Genomic DNA, 23,370 nt, shown 5'->3' on the forward strand with positions numbered 1-23,370 from the left:
GCATCGCCCAGCATATCCATTTCTGTGCATGTCGTTGTCTCAAAACCGCTATGCGGTCTTGAGCGGCATGCATCCCCCGTGATCGCCGATCATGGTTGATAATCCGTTGACGGCGCTCGACAAGTACCCCGATTTGCGGAAGCAATGGCGGCAAATCGATGACATAAGGGTCGGGCGAGAGCCCGGGAGGATGCGGATGCGGATCGTCGTCAAGATCGTCAGATGGCTGCTTGGCCTGATCGTGCTGGCGGTCGCCGCGCTGTTTGCCTGGCTTTACATCGCGCCACCCGAACTGATCCGCGTCGGCTCTGGCTATTCGGCCAAGATCGTCTGCTCCAACGTCTTCATAGCCGGGCGCGATCCCAACGAGGTGCTTGCCGTCGACGTGCAGGCGCCCGGACACCCGCTGCTGCGGCTGATGCGGGTCTCGGTCGACAAGAACCGGGGCACGGTCTCCGCCGGTCTGCTTGGCTTCCTGGGCAAGAGCGAGGCGGTTTCCCGTGATGGACTGGGTTGCGCCTCGATTCCCGACGGCGATGTCGGCAAGGCGCGGCGCACGGCGGTCCATGTCGAACCGTCGGCGACCAGCCAGGACACGCTGTGGCCCGAGGGCGAGCGGGTCGAGGCATCGCAGGATCCGGTGATCGGCAAGCTGCTGGACGACGCGGCGCTGACCGGTACCGGCATGCGCGCGGTGGTCGTGGTCAAGAACGGCCGTGTCGTCGCCGAACGCTATGGCGACGGTTTTTCCGCCAAGACGCCACTGCTTGGCTGGTCGATGACCAAGACGGTGAATGCCGCCATCATCGGCACGCTGGTCAAGGACGGCAAGATGGCGGTCGACAACAAGGGCCTGTTCGCGCCGTGGAAGGCGGATGGCCGCGCCGCCATCAGCCTTGCCGACATGATGGCGATGTCGAGCGGACTTGAATTCAACGAGGACTATGGCGACGTCGCCGATGTCACGCGCATGCTCTATCTCGAGCCGGACATGGCGGGCTTTGCCGTATCCAAACCCTTGGTGGGCGAGGTCGGCAAGGTGTTTTCCTATTCGAGCGGCACCGCGGTGATGCTGTCGCGGCTGTGGCAGGATGCGATCGGCGACAAGGCGAAGGCGCTGACATGGCCGCGCACGGCGCTGTTCGAGCCGCTCGGCATGCACAGCGCCGTGCTCGAAACCGACGAGCAGGGCACGTTCGTCGGCTCATCCTATCTCTACGCCACGGGGCATGACTGGGCCCGCTTCGGCCAGTTCCTGCTGCAAGGCGGGGTCTGGAACGGCAACCAGATCCTGCCGGCCGGCTTCGTCGACTGGATGCGCGAGCCGGCGCCGGCCTCGAAAGTCTACGGCAAGGGCCAGTTGTGGATCGAGGCGCCGGGCGATGAGGAGAATCCCGGTGCCGGTGTCGCGGCCGGCCTGCCCAAGGACACCTACTGGATGGAGGGGCATGACGGCCAGACTGTCACCATCATTCCCTCCGAGCAATTGGTGATCGTGCGGCTGGGCCTGACGCCGGCCAAGCTCGGCTACCGCCCGCAGGCGATGGTGGGTGCGCTGGTGAAGGCGCTGCACTAGCTCTCTTTACCCTCCCCTTGATGGGGAGGGTCGGCGCGTAGCGCCGGGGTGGGGTGCCTAGCGCTTCATCCCCACACGCGCCTTCGGCGCGACCTCCTCCATCGAGGGGGAGGCAAGGTTGCGCGGCCCGATCACCGCCAGCCAGGCGTAACCGCGATAAAGCGTGCGGAAACGGAAGGTTGCGCCGTTTCGCCGAGATTCCGATTCCAGGACTTCGCGCAGGGTTGAGCGCGGCGTGACGTGGAATTTTCTGAGCCAGCCGCGCAGCATCGCCCGGAACCAACCCGGCAGGCCTTCCTGCTGGCCGAAATCGACGACATGCAGCGAGCCATTGGGGGCGAGCGTCGCAAGGGCCGCCGACACCGTCTTTTCCCAGCCAGGGATCATCGACAGCGAATAGGACACGAAGACGCGGTCGAAGCGCTCGATGCCGTAAAGCGCGGCGGCATTGAAATCGGTCGCGTCGCCCCTTGCCAGCGTGACGCGGCCGGACAGGCCTTCGCGGTCGATCGCCTTGCCGGCGGTCTCCAGCATCTCGGCCGAGATGTCGAGGCCGAAGAAGCGGGCATCGGGATAGCGACGGGCGGCAAGGATGATGTTGCGCCCGGTGCCGCAGCCGAGTTCCAGCACGTTGCCGCCTGCCGGTACCTCCAGCCCATGGATCAGCCGGTCGCGGCCGAGCAGATAGTATTTGCGGGTCAGGTCGTAGATGTGGCGCTGCCAGCGGTAGACGCCGTCCATCAGTTCGGCATGGTTGGCCGGCAGCTCCGTCGTGCTCATGCCGCGCGCTTCACATAGAGGTGGAAGCCGCCATAGATGGCCGAGCGGTCGCGGGCCGAGAATTCGCGCGACGCCTCGTTCTGATAGTCCCACTGGTCGAGCAGCGAGGTCGAGACGCGGCCCGGCAGCAGGCTGGGCTCGGCGGCGGTGCGGAAGATGACGCGGGCGCCAGTGGAGGCGGTGCGGCTGATTTCCGACCACAGCGCATTGAGCTGGTCATCGGTCATCCAGTCCTGCGCGTCGAGCAGGATGAAGCGGTCGACCGTGCCCGCATCCTTGCCGGCGAGGAATTCGATCAGATTGGCATGGTGGATGGCGACGCGGTCGACATTGCCGCGGATGGTGTCGTAGTTCTGCTTTTCCAGATAGGCGGGCAGGGCGGCCTCGCCGGGATTTGGATAGCGGCGGGCGAACGCCTGCCAGGCGAAGTAGTTGTTTTCCAGGGGAAAATCGCAGGCTAGCTTTTCCAGCCGGGCCTTGAGCACGCTGGCCATTGTGCCGTCGCCGGAGGTGATCAGGGAATCATACTGCGCCGGCGGAATGCCGAGGCCGAACAGCGAAGCCTTGCGCGATGTTGCCCATTTCAGGAGCTTCTTGTCGAAAACCGGCGCCAGTTCCTCGTTGAAGAAGCGGCGCTGTTCGCCGATGTTCCTGGCTTCCATCATGCGGGCCGGATTGACGCCGAAGAATTTCGCCGTGCGGTGGCCCATGGCGATGAACAGGCCAAGCAGGCCGGTCTGGTAGAAATTGCGGTCGAAGACACCGATGCGCCTGATGCCGCGCCAGTTGCGGCGCTCCCAGTAGTGGCGGCTCACCGGGTCGAGATGCGGCGCGATGAAACGGTCATAGGCTTGCGAATTGTGGCTGGTGTCGGCGGCGCCGAAGAAGCGGAACAGGTCGCCTTGTGACGGTAGGCGGCGCACCGCCTCCAGCTTCATGCGGTTCAGCGCGATGTGGGCGGCGTTGAGGTCGACGGCGTCGATCCGTGCCGGCGAGCGGGTGAGGTAGGCCAGGATGTTGCAGCCGCCTGAAGCGATCGTGACGATGCGGTGACCCTGGCCAAGCTGCATGGCCTCCATGTCGACATCGGGGTCTTCCCAGATCTGCGGATAGACGAGGCCGGAGAACAGAAGGGCAAACAGCCGCTCCGAGATGCCGGCTTTGGAAAGCGCGCGGTTCTGGTAGACGGCCTTTCCAACTTCCTTGCCGCGGCGAAAAACCAGATCCGAGGAGACGTCCGTCATGGCAAAGTGATTCCCCATTTGCTTTGGCGCAAGCGGGTAACCCAGGGTCATGACAGGCCGGTGACAGTCGGAAGCATCGATAATTCTACTGCGGCGGTCATCTGACGCGGCTTTCTGCGCTTCCGGTGCTCACGGACTTCTATGTCCGCTCCGCTCCGGTTCTCGAAAGCCACGTCACCTGACTCGCCGCAGCGAATTCTCGAAGCTTCCTCAGGCGCGGCCAAATCCACCCGGTGTCGGCGTCGTCAGGATAACAGCCTCACCGGCATCGAGCACAGTCTGGTCGCAGGCTTTCAGCATGTCGATCGTGCCGTCCTTGCGGCGGACCTTGGTCGAGCCGACCTCACCGTCGCCGCCACCGTCCAGTCCTTGCGGCGGGCGGTTGCGGTGCGAGGACAGGATCGCGCATTCCATCTTCTCGAGGAAGCGTATGGTGCGTTTGGTGCCGTCGCCGGCATCCCATTTGCCCTTGCCGCCGGAGCCCTCGCGGATGTGAAAATCCTCCAGCACCACGGGAAAGCGCAGTTCCAGCACTTCCGGGTCGGTGAGGCGCGAATTGGTCATGTGGGTGTGGACGCCCGAGGTGCCGGCAAAGCCGCGGCCGGAGTTCATGTGGCCGGCCGGCGAGCCGGAGCAGATCGTCTCGTAATACTGGTACTTCTTGTTGCCGAAGGTCAGGTTGTTCATCGTGCCCTGGGCATTGGCCATGGCGCCCATGGCGCCGAACAGCGCGTTGGTGACATGCTGCGAGGTCTCGACATTGCCGGCAACGACGGCGGCAGGGTAGGTGGGCTTCAGCATGCAGCCGTCGGGAATGACGATGTTGATTGTTCGCAGACACCCGGCATTCATCGGGATCATGTCCTCGACCATGACGCGGAAGGCGTAGAGGACCGCCGCGCGGGCGACGGGCTCCGGCGCGTTGAAATTGTTCTTCATGACAGGTGACGTGCCGGTGAAGTCGACCGTCGCTTCGCGCTTTTGCCGGTCGACCGATATCTTCACCTTGATCACCTGGCCGGTATCGGTGGGATATTCATAGGCAGATGTGTCCGGCAGCCGCTCGATCACCCGCCGCACGCTTTCTGCGGCGTTGTCCTGGACGTGCCCCATATAGGCCTCGACGACATCGAGGCCGAAATGCGCGACCATCTTGCGCAACTCGGCGACGCCTTTCTCGTTGGCGGCGATCTGCGCCTTGAGGTCGGCGATGTTCTGGTGCGGATTGCGGGCCGGGTAGGGGTGATCGGTCAGCAGCGTCTGCAGCTCCGTCTCGCGGAAGCGGCCGCGGTCGACGATGCGGAAATTGTCGAACAGCACGCCTTCCTCGTCGACCGTGGTGGCCAGCGGCGTCATCGAGCCGGGCGCGGTGCCGCCTATGTCGGCATGGTGGCCGCGCGAGGCCGTCCAGAACAGGATATTCCTTTGGGCATCGTCGAAAACAGGCGTCACCACCGTGATGTCGGGCAGATGCGTGCCGCCGTTGTAGGGTGCGTTCAAGGCAAAGACGTCGCCGGGGTGGATGTCGCCGGAGTTCAGCCGGATGATGGTTTCGACCGAACGGTCCATCGAGCCGAGGTGCACCGGCATGTGCGGCGCGTTGGCCACCAGCGCCCCGGTGTGGTCGAAGACGGCGCAGGAAAAATCCAGCCTTTCCTTGATGTTGACGGAGTAGGCGGTGTTCTGCAGCGTGACACCCATCTGCTCGGCGATCGACATGAACAGGTTGTTGAAGACTTCCAGCATGACCGGGTCGGCTGATGTGCCGAGGGCGGCTGCCCGCGCCTTCCTTTCGGTGCGGCGGATGACGACGTGGTTGAGGTTGGTGATTTCGGCCCGCCAGCCCGGTTCGACAACGATGGTCTGGTTCGGCTCGATGATGAGAGCGGGACCTGTGACAAGATTGGATGGGCGCAGGTTTTCGCGACGATGAATGCCGGCTTCATGCCAGCGGCCTTCGGTGTGGATGCGCCGCGTTCCAGAAGCGCCGGCTTCAATCCTTGCAGGTCCGGCGGGCGCATAGGCTTCCGCGCTGCTCTCGCCGATTTCGCTGCCCTCTACGCCGACAGTCTCGACGATCATCGGCTTGTCATCATAGACGAAGCCGAATTGCGCCTTGTGGGCTATTTCGAAATCGCGCTTGGCCTGGAAAATCGAGTCACTTTCGAAATTCACCGGCAGTGTCGTGTCGGTGCCGTCATAGCGGATGTGCAGCACGGGCCTCGTCGCAACCGTGTCCTCGGTGATCCCTTGCGCCACAAGTTCGGCAATGACGGCCTTTTTCAAGACGGCGATGAGGCTGCCGATCTCCGTTCTGGATTCTTCGGCAAGCGGCTTGAGCAGTGCCTGCTGGCGCGAGGCAAAGACCGACGCCAGGCCGATCCCGTAGGCCGAAAGCAGGCCGGAGAAGGGATGGATAAGCACCGCCTCCATGCCGAGCGCATCGGCGACCAGGCATGCGTGCTGGCCGCCGGCACCGCCGAAGCAGTTGAGCAGGTATTCGGTGACGTCGTAGCCGCGCTGCACGGAGATCTTCTTGATGGCGTTGGCCATGTTCTCGACGGCGATGGTGACGAAGCCCTCGGCAACCGCCTCCGGTGAACGGCCGTCGCCGATTTCGGCGGCCAGAGCCGCGAATTTCGCGCGCACGGTTCCGACGTCGAGCGGCTGGTCCTGGCCGGGACCGAAGATCGCCGGGAAGAAATCGGGCTGCAGCTTGCCGAGCATCACGTTGGCGTCGGTTACGGCCAGCGGGCCGCCGCGCCGGTAGGCGGCGGGGCCGGGGTTGGCGCCAGCGGAGTCCGGTCCGGCGCGAAAACGGCCGGCCTCGTAATGCAGGATCGAACCACCGCCGGCGGCGACGGTGTGGATGCGCATCATCGGGGCGCGGACGCGCACGCCGGCGACTTCCGTGTCGAAAGCGCGCTCATACTCGCCATCATAGTGGGCGACATCGGTGGACGTGCCGCCCATGTCGAAGCCGATGACCTTGTCGAAGCCGGCGAGCTTCGCCGTCTCGACCATGCCGACAACGCCGCCGGCCGGACCCGACAGCAGCGCATCCTTGCCCTGGAACATGTCGGCGGCGGTGAGGCCGCCAGAGGACATCATGAACATGAGGCGAGGGGTTTGTTCGCTCGCTTCTTCAGGTGGGGAGACTGGCGCCGCCCCCAGCTCTCCCGCCACCCTCTGCACATAACGTGACAGGATGGGCGAGAGATAGCTGTCGACCACGGTGGTGTCGCCGCGGCCGACCAGCTTGATCAGCGGCGAGACCTCGTGGCTGACCGAGACCTGGCTGAAACCCAGCTTGCGGCAGACCATTGCCACCGCCTTCTCGTGGTCGGGGTATTTCCAGGCATGCATGAAGACGATTGCGACGGCATCGATGCCGTCGGCCTTCGCCTGCTCGATCGCCGGCCGGCAAGCGGCGATGTCGAGCAGCCGTTCGACGCAGCCATCGGCCAGCACGCGTTCGTTGATCTCGATGACGCGCTCATAGAGCTGCTCGGGAAGGATGATTTCCTTGGCGAAGATATCGGGCCGCGCCTGGTAGGCGATCCTGAGCGCGTCGCGAAACCCCTTGGTGATGAGCAGGAGCACGCGGTCGCCCTTGCGTTCCAGAAGCGCGTTGGTGGCGACCGTGGTGCCCATCTTGATATCGCCGATCAGGCCGGATGGGATCGTGGCGCCCGATTCAAGGCCGAGCAGGTCGCGGATGCCCTGGATGGCGGCATCGGCGTAGGCTTCGGGGTTTTCCGAAAGCAGCTTGCGCGGATGCAGTCCACCTTGCGGGTCACGACCGATGACGTCGGTGAAGGTGCCGCCGCGATCGATCCAGAAATCCCATTTCGCGGCCATGGCGGCTGTCTCCGGCGTTTTCGTTTCCAGCTTTCGTTGTTAATGCGCCAACGCGCCGGCAGCAACGTATCCCGTTGATGTTACATGCGGAAACGCAACGTTATGAAACTGATGGCCGGGTGGTGCATTTCCCCTTCGACCGCTCACTGCAACGTGAGCGTGTGTTGAAGGAGAGATGTGATGAAAAAGCTCATTCTGGCTTCCGTGTCCGCCCTTGCCCTGCTGGGCGTCGCGGCCTGCAGCGACAGCGGCACTGACAAAACCACGACGCAGAGCACCAATCCGCCGGCCGCGGAACAGCCGATGAAGCCCGCGGCGCCGGCTGACAATTCGACCAAGCCCGCCGAGCCGGCTCCGGCAACGCCTGCTCCTGCGCCCGCGCAGTAGTCTGTAAGTTGTAAAGCGTGTCTTGGGAGGAAGGCCGGCATCATGCCGGCCTTTTCTCGTGAAGGCGGCTATCGGACCGACAACGCGCGTCTCGTTCCCAGACCCGGACAGCAGCCGTTATTGGCTTGATAGGGGGGACCGGTTGGCTCTATGAAGCGGGCCATGTCGATTTGGGACCGCCTCGGCGAGTTTATCACACGGGTATCGTCTTCAGCGACGTCGGGCGTTGCCGACGTCGTCGAGGCTGTGCGCACAGTGTTTTCCGGCGATGCGGATCTGCGCCGCCGCGTCGCCTTCTCGGTGGCGATGATCGCGCTATCGGCCAAGATGGCCAAGGCAGACGGCATCGTCACCCAGGACGAGGTGCGCGCCTTCCAGGAAATATTCGAAGTGCCGCCGAAGGAGACGCGCAACGTTGCGCGGCTGTTCGATCTCGCCCAGCAGGACGTGGCCGGTTTCGAAACCTATGCCGAGCGAATGGCACAGCTGTGCGGTTCCGGGCATTCCAATTGCGTCATGCTGGAAGACATACTCGACGGCCTGTTCCATATCGCCAAGGCCGATGGGCTGGTGCATGAGCGCGAAGGCATCTTCCTGCACCGTATCGCCGAGATATTCCGCATCGACGAAGCGCATTACGAATCGATCCTGGCCCGCCACGTCAATCTTGGCGCGGGCGATCCCTATGTCGTTCTCGGCATCGAGCGCGGCAAGCCGTTCGAGGAGGTCAAGAAGCGGTATCGCAAGCTGGTTTCCGACAATCATCCGGACCGGCTGATCGCGCGCGGCCTGCCGCAGGAATTCATCAAGATCGCGACGACCAGGGTCGCCGCGATCAACGCCGCCTATGAAATGATCGAGCGGGGCCTGCGGCACGTATGAGCGGCTTCCTGCCCGACGAGCCGAGCGCCGAGGTCAGGGTATCGCCGAATTTCGGGCTAAGGCGCGATATGCTGAAGCCCGACATGATCGTGCTGCATTATACCGGCATGGCGACAGGGGCCGGGGCGGAGGCATGGCTGTGCGATCCGGCGAGCGAAGTCTCATCGCATTATCTCGTCCATGAGAACGGCCACATCGTGCAGATGGTCAGGGAAAGCGATCGCGCGTGGCACGCCGGCAAGAGCTCCTGGTTCGGGCGCACCGACATCAATTCCTGTTCGGTCGGCATCGAAATCGTCAATCCTGGACATTCGCTAGGCTATCCCGGCTTCCGCCGGCGCCAGATCAACGCGGTGATCGGCCTGTGCAAGGGGATTGCCGGGCGGCATGCCATCCCCGCCACGCGCGTGCTGGCGCATTCCGATGTGGCACCGGGTCGCAAGATCGATCCGGGCGAGAAGTTCCCGTGGGCCGCTCTGTTCGAGGCCGGTGTCGGCCATCTCGTACCGGCCGCACCCGTCAGGCGCGGAGCCGCGCTGAAGCCCGGCGACAACGGTGCCGATGTCGAAGCACTGCAGTCGATGCTGGCGCTCTATGGCTATGGTGTTGAGATATCGGGCGTTTTCGACCATCAGACACGGATTGTCGTCGAGGCCTTCCAACGGCATTTCAGACCCCGCCTGGTCGACGGGCTGGCCGACGGCTCGACGATGCGCACGCTGCAAAAACTGCTTGCTTCCGTAAGCCGTTGACCTCAGGTCAAGGCGCTGCCCAAGTAATCTTATCCTGAATCAGGTTACAAACTGTCACTCAAAGTGACTTGCCCCGCCTTCATTGGCGCCAATTCGGGCTTCAAAGGGCAATTCGTACAGTTTGTCGGACGTCTTTCCCCCCGGATGTTCCGATAGTAATCAAGCCGCGCCGTGCGAAGATCTTCGAACGGTCCAGACAGAACAGGATCACATGCAGAAATTGACCGTTGTAACGGCAGCTCTTGCTGCCGGCGTAATGACTTTTGCCTTCAGTGCGGCTGACGCCGCGCCGTTGAGCCCGCGGGCCGATCAGGGGTTCGTCACGGCGACCGCCAAGGGCAAGGCCATTTCGGCCAAAAGCAGCAAGAGTGCGAAGGCAACGACGAAGCAGGCTTCCGCCAAGGTGGAAAAGGCCAGCTGGGCCAAAGTGCAGAAATCCGCCTCCAAAAGGCAGACAAAGCGTGGCCGAAAGACCATCGACATGACGACAACGGCCTCGATCGGCCTCAGGAATGTCGCCGCGTCGACGGCGGCGGTGGCCAGCGGCGGCCAGTATTCCGCGATCGTCGCCCGCTATGCGGCAAGCTACGGCGTTCCGGTGTCGCTGGCGCACGCCGTCATCAAGATCGAGAGCAACTACCGGCCGAACATGGTCGGCGGCGCCGGCGAGATCGGCCTGATGCAGATCAAGCCGGCGACGGCGCGGATGATGGGCTACAACGGTTCGGCCAAAGGCCTGTTCGATCCCGACACCAACATCAGATACGGCATGAAGTACCTCGCCTTGGCGCAGAACCTTGGCGGCGGCACGACCTGCGGCACGATCCTGAAATACAATGCCGGCCATGCCGCGACGCGGATGAACCCGATCTCGGCCGCCTATTGCAGCAAGGTCAAGGTTCAGATGGCGGCGCTTTGACTGCAAGTTGCGAGAGCCGGCGCATAAGCCGGCTTTTTCATTTGCGTTTTCCCGGCTGAACCCCTTTATACGCCTTGCCAGCTGGCTGGGCGGCCGCACTCGCAAACGCCGAAAGGCCGCGAGTGAGGAAAGTCCGGGCTCCATGGAAACACGGTGCCGGTTAATGGCCGGCGGGGGCGACCCCAGGGAAAGTGCCACAGAAAGCAAACCGCCGCGACTTTGTCGGGGTAAGGGTGAAAGGGTGGGGTAAGAGCCCACCGCGCGACTGGCAACAGGAGCGGCACGGTAAACCCCACCGGGAGCAAAACCGAATAGGGGCGGTGCGAGGGGAAACCCTCGAGGGCTGTTTCCGGCTCACCGTCCGGGTAGGTTGCGTGAGGCGCATGGCAACATGCGCCCAAGATGAATGGCCGCCACGTTCTCGTCCCGCAAGGGCCGAGGGCCATACAGAACCCGGCTTACAGGCCAGCTGGCAGTTTCGCCTCGAGAAGAAATCCTTTGAGATCAGCAGGTTGCGCCCTTGGGCGCGCCTGTCGATTCAAGCCTTTCAGCTGTTTGCCATGGACCCAGCCTAGGCCAGTCGCTTGCTGGTGCGATTAAATCGTACCATGGTTCGAGAACGATATCAGGAGCCCATCATGGGACAGGTCAACAAGCGCAGCATCACGCTTTCACCGGAACTGGCGCAAGCGGTGGACGATGTGGTCGCGGCAGGGGAGTACGCCTCGGCGAGCGAGGTCATCCGCGACGCGCTGCGGCAGTGGAAGGATCGTCGCGACCTGCTCGGCTACACGGTCGAGGAATTGCGCAAACTGGTGCAGGAAGGGATCGACAGCGGACCCGCGCAGGACGGTCAGCCAATCATGGAACGACTGCGCGCCAAATACCTGAAGATGGCCCAGATCAAAGGCTTTCAGGAGTGAAATACCGCCTGCTTCCTCAGGCACTGGTCGATCTCGAAAGCATCGGTGACTACATCGCCAGCCACGCCACGAGCTGCGGCACGGTTGGTTGACGCGCTGGAGCGACGATGGGACCTGCTCACCTTGCATCCCTTCTCAGGTGCTCCACGCGACGACATAGCACCTGGCATCCGTCATCTGGTCGTCGGCGATTATCTCACTCTCTACTGTGTCCGCGACGAGGCGATCGAAATCGTCCGCGTGCTACACGGGCATCGCAACATCGAGGCCGACGACCTCGGTGAGTGACCGGTCCGTCAGCCGCTGATCCTGTCCAGCGAGGTCTCGATAGCCTTCCACAGTTCTTCCACCGGCTCACAGCCGACCGAAAGGCGGACAAAACCTGGCGGCACCGCATCGCCTCGCTTCAAACGCCGCTCGGCCGAGGTGTGGACGCCGCCGAAGGAGGTGGCGGCCTCTATCAGTGGGCAATTGTTGATGAAATCCTCGGCCTTCTCCTCCGAGGCGAGTTCGAAGGAGATGAGGAAGCCGAAGCGCTCCATCTGGGCGCGGGCTAGGTTGTGCGAGGGGTCGCCGTTCAAACCGGGAAAACGCAGGCCACTCACCGCGCGGTGTTCCTTCAGCCGTTGCGCGATCGTTTCGGCTGAAGAACACATGCGGTCGAAGCGCACCTCGAGTGTTTCGAGGCCGCGATGCACCAGCCACGCCTCGAACGGTCCGGGAATGCCGCCGGCCATTGCGCGCCAGTCCGTCACCCTGGTGACGATGTCGGCGTTACGGCTGGCGACGTGGCCGAACAGCACGTCCGAGTGCCCGTTGACCGCCTTGGTGTCGGCGGAGACGACGATATCGGCACCGAAGTCGAGCGGACGCTGGCCGAACGGCGTCATCGTCGTATTGTCGACGACAAGGACCCCGCTTTGTTCATGGACAGCCTTGGCGATGGCCGAGATGTCGCAAATGTCCAGCCGCGGGTTGGACGGGGTTTCCACGAAGACAAGCGAATAGCCCGCGAAGCCGCCGTCGAGGAAGGTCGGCGTCGGCTTGGTGTCGCAAACTATGCCGAGCGGCTTCAGGAAGCGTTCGGCCATCGCACGCGTGGCGTGGTAGCCATCCGCGGGCAGGAGCACGCGATCGCCCGATTTCAGCAGCGCGAAAAACACCGACGAAATCGCAGCCATTCCTGAGGGAAAACTCACGCATTGCGCATCTTCCAGATGGCCGAGCACATGTTCCACGGCGCGCCAGGTCGGGTTGTCGTAGCGGCCATATTGATCGATGCCGGTCTCGACGCCCGGCGTGTGAAAGATCGAAGCCATGGTGAGCGGCAAGGGGATCGGGTCGCCGTTGGCGAAATCGCGGCTGCGCAAATGGGACAGTTCGGCGGCGCGTGACTTTGCCGTCTCGGACATGAGCTCGATCCTTGTTTTTGGGCGGAATGCGTTGCTCGACGCTATGCGGGCGGGTGATGCGCGGCAAGCCCAAGTCTTTTGGGCCAGAGGGCTCTAAACGCTTCGTTAGGCTTAATGATCCATAAAGACGAGACGTGCCGTCAAGGCTGCTCGGATTGGTCGCGATGCGCGTGTTTGTGAAGCCTATTCCCGTTGACGCCCATAGTGCCCCATGATATCCCATTCAGACATCAAAGCCTTCGTTCCGCGTCAGTGTAAAGCGTACGCCAATCGGGCAGCCGCGGCGGCTGCGCTTTTGCCGATTTTTGCCTGTGTGGACGCGGCTGATGCGGGGCAGGGAACGCGCTGCGGCGGCGCGTGCAAGACGATGAAGAGGGGTGCGGCGGCGCAAGCGGCTGTAACGTTTAATGGACCGGTTTCTGTCGAACACGGTGAGCAGGATCGATGCGAAGGGACGGGTGTCCGTTCCGGCGCATTTCCGCGCCGTCGTACAGAAACGCGGCTATTCGGAACTCTACGCGCTGCGCTGCCTCGACCTGCCGGCGATGGATGTCGGCGGGCTCGACCTGCTCGACCGCTACGAGCAGCGCATCGCGCAGGAAGATCCGTTCCTGCAGACAGCGGACGACATGTCTTTCTTCTGCCATGGCGACGGGACCTTCCTGAAACTCGATCAGGACGGCCGCATCACGATGACCGATTTCATCCGCGAGCACACCGGCATCTCGGCGGAGGTGGCCTTTGTCGGGCGTGGCAATTTCTTTCAGATCTGGGAGCCGGGGCGGCTTGCGGCCTATGGGGCGCAGGCGCGGGCCCGGCTTTTGCAGCTTCGGCAGGGGACGAAGCCTGGGGAGCGACCGGAATGACGGTGGGCCACGGCGATGACCTTCCTAACGCTGTAGGTGGGCACGCCGTTGGCGGACCGGTCCGCCACATTCCGGTCCTCCTTGGCGAAGTGCTCGAGGCACTGGCGCCGGCGGCGGGCGACATCATCATCGACGGCACGTTCGGCGCTGGTGGCTACACCCGGGCCATTCTGGCGACCGGGGCTTCGGTCGTGGCGATCGACCGCGATCCCGACGCCATCACGGCCGGACGCGATCTCGAGGCGCAATCGGGCGGCAGGCTGAGACTGGTGCAGGCACCGTTCTCGACGCTGGACGAACATGTCGAAAGTGTCGACGGCGTCGTGCTCGACATTGGCGTGTCCTCCATGCAGCTCGACCAGGCCGGGCGCGGCTTTTCCTTCCGCACCGACGGGCCGCTCGACATGCGCATGGCGCAGGCGGGTCTCAGCGCCGCCGACGTCGTCAACAGCTTCAAGCCGGGCGACCTTGCCCGCATCTTCGGCTTCCTCGGCGAAGAGCGCCACGCAGGCCGCATCGCCCGCATGATCGAGGCGCGCCGTGAAAAACGGCCGTTCGAGCGCACGTTGGAACTGGCGGACGCCATCGAGACGCATATCGGCCGCGCGCCGAAGGACAAGATCCATCCTGCCACCCGCGTGTTCCAGGCGCTGCGCATCTACGTCAATGACGAACTTGGCGAACTGGCCAAGGCCCTGTTCGCGGCCGAACGCGCCTTGAAGCCGGGCGGGCGCCTGGTGGTGGTGACGTTCCATTCGCTGGAAGACCGCATCGTCAAGCGTTTCATCGCCGACCGGGCTGATGTCGCCACCGGTTCACGTCATTTGCCCGAGGCGCAGGCGCGTACCGCGACCTTCCGCAAGGCTGGCGGCGGCGTGACGCCAGGTGATGCCGAGACCGCGGCCAATCCGCGTGCCCGTTCGGCCAGGCTGCGCGCGGCGATCCGCACCGAGGCACCGGCGCGTGCCGGCGATTTTTCGATTTTCGGCCTTCCAAAACTTCCCGGCATCAACCTGCCGGGGGAGAGGTAAGCACGTGTTCCGTACCAGCGACATTGTCCTGATCGCCGTCATGGTTTCGGCGGCGGCCCTGACCTACAAGACCAAGCGCGAGGCCGAGGATCAGTTGGCGGCGGTGCAGAAAATCCATACCCAGATCCGCTATGAGGAGGAGACGATCGACCTGCTCAAGGCCGACTGGAGCCTGCTCACCCAGCCGTCGCGGCTGCAGAAGCTCACCGAACTCTACAAGTCGCAGCTCGCGCTCGAGCCGGTCAGCGCACGCCAGATCGTGGGCCTGGGCGATCTGCCGGCCAAGGCCCTGGATATCCAGGACATCCTGAACGGACGCCAGGGCGCCATGGCCGACAATTCGGACAAGGCGCCCGCGGGCGACAAGGACCCCGTCGTGACCGGAGGCATCGCCCAATGATCGGCAAACTGCTGAGGCGTCGCGCCAGGACGGGTGAGGACGGATCGATCGTCGTCGAGGGCGCCCGCAAGGCGACAGGCGGCAAGGGCAAGGCGCGCATCGTGATGACGATGGCGGTGTTCTTCGGCATCTTCTCGACCATTTCAGGCCGGCTGGTCTATCTCGGCTTCCAGACGCCTGATCTGTCGGGCGGCCCGCAGAGCCGGGTCACCGCCTCGCGGCCCGACATTGTCGATCGTAACGGCGAAGTGCTGGCGACCGACATCAAGACAGCGTCGCTGTTCGCGGAGCCGCGCCGCATCGTCGATGCCGACGAGGCGATCGAGAAACTGTCGACCGTGCTGCCCGAGATCGATTACGAGCAGACCTATCACAAGCTCAAGAGCGGCGCCGGATTCGTCTGGCTGCAGCGGCAGCTGACGCCCAAGCAGCAGGCCGATATCATGCAGCTCGGCATTCCCGGTTTCGGCTTTCGCACGGAGAAGCGCCGTTTCTATCCGAGCGGCGAGACCTCGTCCTACATTGTCGGCCTGACCAACATCGACAACCAGGGCATCTCCGGGATGGAGAAATATATCGACGAGCAGGGCCTGAGCGACCTGCAGGCGTCGGGCTTGGCGGTGGCCAAGGATCTCAAGCCGGTGAAGCTTTCGATCGATCTGCGCGTCCAGCATGTGGTGCGCGACGAGATCGCCGCCGGCCTGGAGCGCTATCGCGCCCTGGGCGCCGGCGCCGTCGTGCTCAACGTCAAGACCGGCGAAGTGGTGGCCATGGCCTCGGTGCCGGATTTCGATCCGAACAATCCTTACAATGCACAGGAGAAGGACCGGCTGAACCGGATGTCGGCGGGCCTCTACGAGATGGGTTCGACCTTCAAGAGCTTCACCTCGGCGATGGCGCTCGATTCCGGCAAGGCGACGATGAATAGCCGTTTCGATGCCTCGCATCCGATCCGGGTCGGCCATCAGGCCATTCACGATTTCCACGGCAAGAACCGCGTGCTGTCGTTGCCGGAAGTGTTCCTCTATTCGTCCAACATCGGGTCGGCCAGGGAGGCCGAACTGGTCGGCATCGAGGGGCACCGGGAATTCCTGCATCGCCTGGGCATTCTGGAGAGGATGCAGACCGAACTGCCGGAAGTCGCCCGCCCGACTGAACCGAAGGTCTGGAAACAGGTCAATTCGTTCACGATCGCCTTCGGCCACGGCGTATCGACGACGCCCCTGCAGGCAGCTGTCGGCTGCGCGGCGCTGATGAATGGCGGCTTCCTGATGAACCCGACCTTCCTGGTTCGTACGCAGGCGGAAGCGATGGCCACCGCCAAGAAGGTGGTGAGCGAAAAAACGGTCGAGGGCATGCGCTACCTCTATTCGCTCAACGCCGAGAAGGGCTCGGCCAGAAACGCCAGAGTCCCCGGCTACCGCGTTGGCGGCAAGACCGGAACGGCCGAGAAGGTCATCAACGGCCGCTACTCGAAGGACTTGAATTTCAACACGTTCGTCGCCGCCTTCCCGATGGACGACCCGCAATACCTCGTCTTCACGATTGCCGACGCCCCGCACCCTGAAAAGCCTGGCATGACGGACGTCGCGGCCGCGAATGCGGGGGTTATGGCCGGCAATATCATCAGGCGTTCCGCGGCCATGCTTGGCGTGAAACCAGATTTCAGCCATGAAAATGGTGCAACGTTGGTTTCCTATGAGTGATTCTTGGGGCGCGCCGGCGACTGCGCGCTATTTTATTGCGGTGAACGGAACTCGATGAAGCTCAGAGATCTAGCCGGTGTCCTGCCAGTCGAAGGAACAGCTTCCGCCGATCTGGAGGTTACCGGGATTTCGTCCGATTCCCGGCAGGTGAAGCCCGGCGTCGTCTTTTTTGCGCTCGCCGGTACCAAGGCGGACGGCGCGGCCTACGCTGCCGACGCGGCCAGGCGTGGCGCGCTTGCGATCGTGACAGGCAAAGGCGGTTCCGTTGCCGGATTGCCGGTTCCGGTGCTGGCGGTCGACGATCCGCGCCTGGCGCTGGCGCTGAGCGCTTCCCGCTATTTCGGCAGACAGCCGCAAACCATGGTGGCGGTGACCGGCACCAGCGGCAAGACATCGGTCGCCGCCTTCACCAGGCAGATCTGGGAGCAGGCGGGCTATGCCGCGGCTTCGATCGGCACCACCGGCGTGGTGGCGCCAGGGCGCAACGAATATGGCTCGCTGACCACGCCCGATCCGGTCGCCCTGCACCAGTTGCTCAAGGAATTGGCCGATGCCGGCGTCACCCACGCTTCGATGGAGGCTTCCAGCCACGGTCTCGACCAGCGCCGGCTTGACGGCGTGAAGCTGGCGGCTGGCGGCTTCACCAATCTTGGCCGCGACCATATGGATTACCACCCGACGATCGAGGATTATCACCGCGCCAAGCTGCGCCTGTTCGACACGCTGCTGCCGAAAGGCGCGCCGGCGGTGATCTTCGCCGACGACCCGTGGTCGGCGCCGACCATCCAGGCGGCGCGGGCCGCCGGGCTCGACGTGCTGACGGTTGGCCGCCATGGCGATTTCCTCACGCTGAAGCGCGTCGAGCACGAACGCCATCGCCAGCGTGCCGAAGTGGAGGCCGAGGGCGTGCTTTACGAGATCGACCTGCCGCTGGCCGGCGATTTCCAGATTTCGAACGCGCTGGTTTCGGCGGGGCTTGCCATTTCCACGGGAACGCCGGTCGCCAAGGCCTTGATGTCCCTGGAGAAATTGAAGGGCGCGCCGGGCCGGCTCGATCTCGTCGGAACCACCGCCAGTGGCGCGCCGGTCTATGTCGACTATGCCCACAAGCCCGATGCGCTGGAAAATGTGCTGGCTTCGGTGCGCCCGTTCACGACGGGCCGCGTCATGGTCGTGTTCGGCTGCGGCGGCGACCGCGACCGGGGAAAAAGGCCGATCATGGGCGAGATCGCGACCCGGCTCGCCGATGTCGTCATTGTCACCGACGACAATCCGCGCTCCGAAGTGCCCGAAACGATCCGCGCCGCCATCATGGCCGCTGCTCCAGGCGCCATCGAAATCGGCGACCGGCGCAAGGCGATCCACGAGGCCGTGGGCATGCTTCATGCCGGCGACACGCTGATCGTGGCCGGCAAGGGCCACGAGGAAGGCCAGACGATCGGCTCCGAAACCCTGCATTTTTCAGATCATGAGGAAGTCCGCGCCGCTTTGCGGGAGCGTGCCGCATGAGTTTGCTGTGGACCTCCGAGGCGCTGGTTGCCGCCATGGACGGGAGGCCTCTTGGGCCCATGCCCGAAGGCATATCGGGCATTTCGATCGACAGCCGCAGCCTGCAGCCGGGTGACGCCTTCTTCGCTATCAAGGGCGAGGCGATGGACGGCCACGACTTCGCAACCGCTGCCATCAAGGCCGGCGCGGGCGTGCTGGTGGTGGCGGAAGGCAAGCTGCCTTCGCTCGGCCGGCTGACGGCGCCGATCATCGTCGTTGAGGACGTGCTGGTCGCACTGGAAAAGCTCGGCGTCGCATCGCGGACCCGCTCGGCGGCCAAAATCATCGCTGTCACCGGTTCGGCCGGCAAGACCACCACCAAGGAAGCGCTGCGCCATGTGCTGTCGGCGGTTGGCAAGGTGCACGCCTCGGCGCAGTCGTTCAACAACCATTGGGGCGTGCCGCTGACCCTGGCACGCATGCCCGCCGATTGCGATTATGCCGTGTTCGAGATCGGCATGAACCATCCCGACGAGATCCGGCCGCTGGTGAAGATGGTACGGCCGCATGTCGCCATCGTCACCATGATCGCGGCCGCTCATCTCGGCTTCTTCCGCAATCTGGACGAGATCGCCAAGGCCAAGGCCGAGATTTTCGAAGGGCTGGAGCCCGAAGGTGCCGCTGTCCTCAACCGCGACGATGCGCGCTTCAAGCTCCTCGACAAGATGGCGCATGCCGCCGGCGTCGAGCATGTCTACGGCTTCGGCGAGAATGCGCGCTCGACCTTCAAGCTCACCAGATGCGAATTGCATGCCGACCATTCCGACATCGCCGCCAGGATTGGCGGCCATGACATGATCGCCCGTATCGGTGCGCCCGGCCGGCACATGGTTCAGAACGTGCTGGCGGTGCTGGGCGCGGCGCAGTTGGTCGGCGCCGACCTCGACAAGGTAGCACTGGCCCTTGTCGATCTCTCGGCTGAGCGCGGCCGCGGAAAACGCCATGTGCTGCGGCATCCCGGTGGCTCGGCTTCGGGCCACCCCGGTGGCTCTATCACGCTTATCGACGAGAGTTATAACGCCAATCCGGCCTCGATGGCGGCTGCCATGGCGCTGCTCAACGCAACGCCGGTGACGGGCGAGGGCCGCCGCATCGCCGTACTCGGCGACATGCTCGAACTCGGCGAACATTCGGCCAAGCTGCATGCCGCACTGGCCGATCTCATCGTCGGCACCGGCACCCAGACCGTCTTTCTCGGCGGGCCGGAAATGCGGGCGCTGGCGGAAGCGCTGCCGGGCGACATCAAGACGGAATACCGCGCCGGCGTCGAGGAACTGAAGCCGGTGCTGCTTGCCGCGCTGAGGCCGGGCGACGTGGTGATGATCAAATCGTCGAAGGGCATCGGTTTTGCAAAACTGGTCGATGCGCTGCTGGGCAAGTTCCCGGCTGAAACGACAACCAGCAAACTGACCTAGGTCAAGTCGGGGGACTAAAGCGCATGTTTACACTGCTGGTTGATTTCGCGGACAAGGTCTCCGTCTTCAACGTCTTCCGCTACATCACCTTCCGCACCGGCGGGGCGCTGATCACGTCGGCGCTGATCGTCTTCATCTTTGGGCCGACCATCATCAATTCGCTCAGGCTGCGCCAGGGCAAGGGGCAGCCGATCCGCGCCGACGGACCGCAAACGCATTTCAAGAAAGCCGGCACGCCGACCATGGGCGGCCTGATGATCCTGTCGGGCATCATCGGCTCATCGCTTCTATGGGCGAACCTGTCGAGCATCTATGTCTGGGTGGTGCTGTTGGTGACGCTGGGTTTCGGCTCGATCGGCTTCTATGACGACTATCTGAAGGTCACCAAGCAGTCGCATCTCGGCTTCTCCGGCAAGGCACGGCTGGCGCTCGAATTCGTCATTGCCGGCATCGCCGCCTGGGCGATCATGCACAATGGCCAGGCGCCGTTCTCGTCGTCGCTGACATTCCCCTTCGCCAAGGAGTTCATCATCAACCTCGGCTGGTTCTTCATTCCGTTCTCCTGCTTCGTCATCGTCGGCGCGGGCAATGCGGTGAACCTGACCGACGGCCTCGACGGCCTGGCGATCGTGCCGATCATGATCGCGGCGGCATCCTTCGGCGTCATCGCCTATCTCTCGGGCAATGCGGTGTTCGCCGAATATCTGCAGATCCATTTTGTTCCCGGCACCGGTGAACTGGCGGTCGTGCTGGGCTCTGTCATCGGCGCCGGCCTCGGCTTCCTCTGGTTCAACGCGCCGCCGGCGGCGATCTTCATGGGCGACACCGGTTCGCTGGCCATGGGCGGCCTGATCGGCACGGTGGCGGTCGCCACCAAGCACGAGATCGTGCTGGTCATCGTCGGTGGATTGTTCGTCGTGGAAATCCTGTCGGTCATCATCCAGGTCGGCTACTTCAAGATGACCGGCAAGCGGGTGTTCCTGATGGCGCCGATCCACCATCATTTCGAAAAGCTCGGCTGGACCGAAAGCCAGGTGGTGATCCGATTCTGGATCATCGCCGTGATCCTGGCGTTGGTCGGCCTGTCGACCCTGAAGCTCAGATAGGAAATCCCCTTGATCCCCGCCGCATCCTTCGCAGGCAAGCAGGTTTCGCTCTTCGGGCTCGGCGGTTCGGGGATCGCGACGGCGCGCGCGCTGATCGAGGGCGGCGCGCAGGTGCTGGCCTGGGACGATAATCCCGACAGCGTCGCCAAGGCGGCGGCTACCGGTATCGCAACCGCCGACCTGCGCGGCGCCGACTGGGCGAAATTCTCGGCCTTCGTGCTTTCGCCGGGCGTGCCGCTGACCCATCCCAAGCCGCACTGGACGATGGAACTCGCGCGTGGCGCCGGCGTCGAGGTGATCGGCGACATCGAACTGTTCTGCCGGGAGCGGACGCTCAGCGCGCCAACGGCGCCTTTCATTGCCATCACCGGCACCAACGGTAAGTCGACGACGACCGCGCTGACGGCGCATATCCTGAAGGCTTCCGGCCGCGACACCCAGATGGGCGGCAATATCGGCCGCGCGGTGATGACGCTCGATCCGCCGAAACCCGACCGGCACTATGTCGTCGAGTGCTCGTCCTACCAGATCGACCTCGCGCCCTCGATCAATCCGACGGCCGGCATCCTGCTCAACCTGACGCCGGACCATCTCGATCGCCACGGCACCATGCAGCACTACGCCTCGATCAAGGAGCGGCTGGTGGCCGGCAGCGAGACGGCGATCATCGGCATCGACGATTCCTGGTGCGCGCAGATCGCCGAGCGGCTGGAGCGGGCAGGGCGGCAGGTCATCCGCATTTCCAAGCGGTTGCCGCTGACCGACGGCTATTTCGCCGACGGCACCAATCTGATGGAAGCCGTGCACGGCCGCTATAGCCGCGTCGCCTTCCTCGAAGGCATCGGCTCACTGCGCGGCCAGCACAATGCGCAGAACGCGCTGGCCGCCGTCGCCGCTTGCCTGAAAGTCGGGCTGGACCTCGGCGAGATCCAGTCGGGGCTCGAAAGCTTCCCGGGGCTCGCCCACCGCATGGAGCAGGTCGGCCGCAAGGACCATGTGCTGTTCGTCAACGACTCCAAGGCGACCAACGCCGATGCGGCGGCACCCGCGCTGTCGAGCTTTCCTCGTATCTACTGGATCGCGGGCGGCCTGCCCAAGGAAGGCGGCATCGAGCCGCTGCGCGGCTTCTTCCCGCGCATCGCCAAGGCCTATCTGATCGGCGAGGCGGCGCCCGCCTTTTCGGCGACGCTGGGCGAGGCTGTGCCCTACGAGATATCGGGCACGCTGGCCGCCGCGGTCGCGCATGCCGCGCATGATGCGGCCAGGGACGACAGCGGCGAGGTGGTGGTGCTGCTTTCGCCGGCCTGCGCCAGTTTCGACCAGTTCAAGAATTTCGAAGTTCGCGGCGAAGCCTTCAGGCAAGCTGCGAGCGCTATAGATGGCGTCAAACCCATCGGAGGGGCACGATAATGCAGAGCCGTCTCGATAAAAGTCCCGTCGCAACCTGGTGGTGGACGATCGATCGCTGGTTCCTGGCGGCGTTCCTGTCGCTGATGGGGCTCGGCATCGTCTTGTCCTTCGCCGCCAGCCCGGCGGTGGCCGAACGCATCGGCCTCGACAGTTTTCACTTCGCCACCAGGCAGATCATCTTCACCGTGCCGGCGCTCGGCGTGATGCTGGCCGTCTCCTTCCTCGATTCCAGGGAGATCCGGCGCATGTCGCTGATCATGCTGTGCCTGATGCTGGTGCTGATGGTGGCGGTGCTCTATGTCGGCGTCGAGGTGAAGGGGGCGCGGCGTTGGGTCTCGCTCGCCGGCCTGTCGATCCAGCCGTCGGAATTCCTGAAGCCGGCCTTCGTCATCATGTGCGCCTGGCTGTTCGCCGAGCACAAGCGCCAGCCCGACATTCCGGGCAATCTGTTCGCCATGCTGCTCCTCGTGCTTGTCGTGTCGCTGCTGGTGGCGCAGCCCGACCTCGGCCAGACCATGCTGACGACCGGCACCTGGGGCATCATGTTCTTCATGGCGGGGCTGCCCTGGCTGTGGATCATCGTGCTGGGTGCCGCCGGCGTCGGCGGTGTCTTCGCCGCCTACACGGTGTTTCCGCACGTTGCCTTGCGCATCGACAAGTTCCTCACCGGCGAGGGCGACACGTTCCAGGTCGACATGGGACGCGACGCGCTGATCAATGGCGGCTGGTTCGGCGTCGGGCCGGGCGAGGGTACGGTCAAGCGGGTCATCCCCGACAGCCATGCCGACTTCGTCTTCTCGGTCGCGGGTGAGGAATTCGGGCTGATCATGTGCTTCTTCATCATGTCGATCTTTGCCTTCATCGTGTTGCGCGGCCTCAACACGGCGCTCAAGGAACATGACGATTTCACCCGCTATGCGGTCGGCGGCCTGGTCACCGTGTTCGGCCTGCAGGCCGTCATCAACATGTGCGTCAACCTGCAGCTGGTTCCGGCCAAGGGCATGACGCTGCCCTTCATCTCCTATGGCGGCTCCTCGCAGATCGCCATCGCCATCTCGATGGGCATGGTGCTGGCGCTGACGCGCAAGCGGCCGGAAAAGCGCAAGCAGATGGGCTTTACGCTGCCGCAACGCGCCCTGCCGGCGGAGTGAC

At 64.0% G+C, this 23,370-nt stretch carries 20 protein-coding genes and 1 other RNA gene; 17 read left to right on the plus strand and 4 right to left on the minus strand.

What is annotated here, in order from left to right:
- Positions 1-196: 196 nt before the first annotated feature.
- Positions 197-1,576 carry a serine hydrolase domain-containing protein gene (locus tag MesoLj_RS17970; protein WP_202326986.1) on the plus strand — a complete coding sequence of 460 codons (1,380 nt, stop codon included), beginning with the start codon at positions 197-199 and terminating at the stop codon, positions 1,574-1,576.
- A gap of 57 nt (positions 1,577-1,633) precedes the next feature.
- Here MesoLj_RS17970 and MesoLj_RS17975 read toward each other — a convergent pair whose 3' ends face one another.
- From MesoLj_RS17975 to MesoLj_RS17985, 3 genes are all read right to left on the minus strand, one after another.
- Complete coding sequence (locus tag MesoLj_RS17975; protein ID WP_202326987.1) at positions 1,634-2,356, minus strand: class I SAM-dependent methyltransferase; 723 nt, start codon at positions 2,354-2,356, stop codon at positions 1,634-1,636.
- Entirely contained in the window at positions 2,353-3,651 is a 1,299-nt protein-coding gene (locus MesoLj_RS17980) for a DUF3419 family protein (protein ID WP_202326988.1), read from the minus strand. The genes MesoLj_RS17975 and MesoLj_RS17980 overlap by 4 nt, the downstream gene beginning before the upstream one ends.
- A gap of 159 nt (positions 3,652-3,810) precedes the next feature.
- Positions 3,811-7,461: a hydantoinase B/oxoprolinase family protein gene (locus MesoLj_RS17985; protein WP_202326989.1), complete on the minus strand. Its 3,651-nt coding sequence runs from the start codon at positions 7,459-7,461 to the stop codon at positions 3,811-3,813.
- 180 nt (positions 7,462-7,641) lie between these two features.
- Between MesoLj_RS17985 and MesoLj_RS17990 the strand changes: the two genes are divergently transcribed.
- From MesoLj_RS17990 to MesoLj_RS18020, 7 genes are all read left to right on the plus strand, one after another.
- Positions 7,642-7,848 (plus strand): hypothetical protein, encoded by a 207-nt coding sequence (locus tag MesoLj_RS17990; RefSeq protein WP_027044745.1) that lies wholly within the window; start codon positions 7,642-7,644, stop codon positions 7,846-7,848.
- Positions 7,849-8,010: 162 nt separating this feature from the next.
- Positions 8,011-8,730, plus strand: coding sequence for a J domain-containing protein (locus MesoLj_RS17995; RefSeq protein WP_140775787.1), 720 nt, complete (start codon positions 8,011-8,013; stop codon positions 8,728-8,730).
- Positions 8,727-9,482, plus strand: a complete 756-nt coding sequence (locus tag MesoLj_RS18000) for an N-acetylmuramoyl-L-alanine amidase (protein ID WP_202326990.1) — start codon at positions 8,727-8,729, stop codon at positions 9,480-9,482. The genes MesoLj_RS17995 and MesoLj_RS18000 overlap by 4 nt, the downstream gene beginning before the upstream one ends.
- Before the next feature lie 211 nt (positions 9,483-9,693).
- Positions 9,694-10,401: a lytic transglycosylase domain-containing protein gene (locus MesoLj_RS18005; protein ID WP_202326991.1), complete on the plus strand. Its 708-nt coding sequence runs from the start codon at positions 9,694-9,696 to the stop codon at positions 10,399-10,401.
- 77 nt (positions 10,402-10,478) lie between these two features.
- Positions 10,479-10,878: RNase P RNA component class A (gene rnpB, locus MesoLj_RS18010), an RNA gene on the plus strand.
- A 161-nt stretch (positions 10,879-11,039) separates the two neighbouring features.
- Positions 11,040-11,324: a type II toxin-antitoxin system ParD family antitoxin gene (locus MesoLj_RS18015; protein WP_202326992.1), complete on the plus strand. Its 285-nt coding sequence runs from the start codon at positions 11,040-11,042 to the stop codon at positions 11,322-11,324.
- 45 nt (positions 11,325-11,369) lie between these two features.
- Positions 11,370-11,612: a type II toxin-antitoxin system RelE/ParE family toxin gene (locus MesoLj_RS18020; RefSeq protein ID WP_244735489.1), complete on the plus strand. Its 243-nt coding sequence runs from the start codon at positions 11,370-11,372 to the stop codon at positions 11,610-11,612.
- Between the two features lie 8 nt (positions 11,613-11,620).
- On the opposite strand, the gene MesoLj_RS18025 is transcribed toward MesoLj_RS18020, so the two are convergent.
- Positions 11,621-12,736 carry a cystathionine gamma-lyase gene (locus MesoLj_RS18025; protein ID WP_202326994.1) on the minus strand — a complete coding sequence of 372 codons (1,116 nt, stop codon included), beginning with the start codon at positions 12,734-12,736 and terminating at the stop codon, positions 11,621-11,623.
- Positions 12,737-13,143: 407 nt separating this feature from the next.
- Between MesoLj_RS18025 and mraZ the strand changes: the two genes are divergently transcribed.
- From mraZ to ftsW, 9 genes are read left to right on the plus strand one after another with little or no spacing between them, the layout of a single operon-like run.
- Positions 13,144-13,602: a division/cell wall cluster transcriptional repressor MraZ gene (gene mraZ / locus MesoLj_RS18030; protein ID WP_056573299.1), complete on the plus strand. Its 459-nt coding sequence runs from the start codon at positions 13,144-13,146 to the stop codon at positions 13,600-13,602.
- The gene (gene rsmH, locus MesoLj_RS18035; RefSeq protein WP_202326996.1) at positions 13,599-14,633 is read left to right on the plus strand and encodes a 16S rRNA (cytosine(1402)-N(4))-methyltransferase RsmH; all 1,035 of its coding nucleotides are present in this window, start codon (positions 13,599-13,601) and stop codon (positions 14,631-14,633) included. Before mraZ ends, rsmH begins: the two co-directional genes overlap by 4 nt.
- A gap of 4 nt (positions 14,634-14,637) precedes the next feature.
- On the plus strand, positions 14,638-15,033 hold the full coding sequence (ftsL, locus tag MesoLj_RS18040; protein ID WP_140775793.1) for a cell division protein FtsL: 396 nt from the start codon (positions 14,638-14,640) through the stop codon (positions 15,031-15,033).
- Positions 15,030-16,739, plus strand: coding sequence for a peptidoglycan D,D-transpeptidase FtsI family protein (locus MesoLj_RS18045; protein ID WP_056573290.1), 1,710 nt, complete (start codon positions 15,030-15,032; stop codon positions 16,737-16,739). The genes ftsL and MesoLj_RS18045 overlap by 4 nt, the downstream gene beginning before the upstream one ends.
- A gap of 54 nt (positions 16,740-16,793) precedes the next feature.
- The gene (locus tag MesoLj_RS18050; protein ID WP_140775794.1) at positions 16,794-18,248 is read left to right on the plus strand and encodes a UDP-N-acetylmuramoyl-L-alanyl-D-glutamate--2,6-diaminopimelate ligase; all 1,455 of its coding nucleotides are present in this window, start codon (positions 16,794-16,796) and stop codon (positions 18,246-18,248) included.
- Positions 18,245-19,702: a UDP-N-acetylmuramoylalanyl-D-glutamyl-2,6-diaminopimelate--D-alanyl-D-alanine ligase gene (locus MesoLj_RS18055; protein WP_202326998.1), complete on the plus strand. Its 1,458-nt coding sequence runs from the start codon at positions 18,245-18,247 to the stop codon at positions 19,700-19,702. Before MesoLj_RS18050 ends, MesoLj_RS18055 begins: the two co-directional genes overlap by 4 nt.
- Positions 19,703-19,725: 23 nt before the next feature.
- On the plus strand, positions 19,726-20,808 hold the full coding sequence (gene mraY / locus MesoLj_RS18060; RefSeq protein WP_126069560.1) for a phospho-N-acetylmuramoyl-pentapeptide-transferase: 1,083 nt from the start codon (positions 19,726-19,728) through the stop codon (positions 20,806-20,808).
- A 9-nt stretch (positions 20,809-20,817) separates the two neighbouring features.
- Complete coding sequence (gene murD / locus MesoLj_RS18065) at positions 20,818-22,218, plus strand: UDP-N-acetylmuramoyl-L-alanine--D-glutamate ligase (protein WP_202327000.1); 1,401 nt, start codon at positions 20,818-20,820, stop codon at positions 22,216-22,218.
- Positions 22,218-23,369 carry a putative lipid II flippase FtsW gene (gene ftsW / locus MesoLj_RS18070; RefSeq protein ID WP_056573273.1) on the plus strand — a complete coding sequence of 384 codons (1,152 nt, stop codon included), beginning with the start codon at positions 22,218-22,220 and terminating at the stop codon, positions 23,367-23,369. Before murD ends, ftsW begins: the two co-directional genes overlap by 1 nt.
- Position 23,370 lies beyond the last annotated feature (1 nt).

Origin of the sequence: Mesorhizobium sp. 113-3-9, from assembly GCF_016756515.1 — a bacterium.
In the GTDB taxonomy this organism is placed as follows: domain Bacteria; phylum Pseudomonadota; class Alphaproteobacteria; order Rhizobiales; family Rhizobiaceae; genus Mesorhizobium.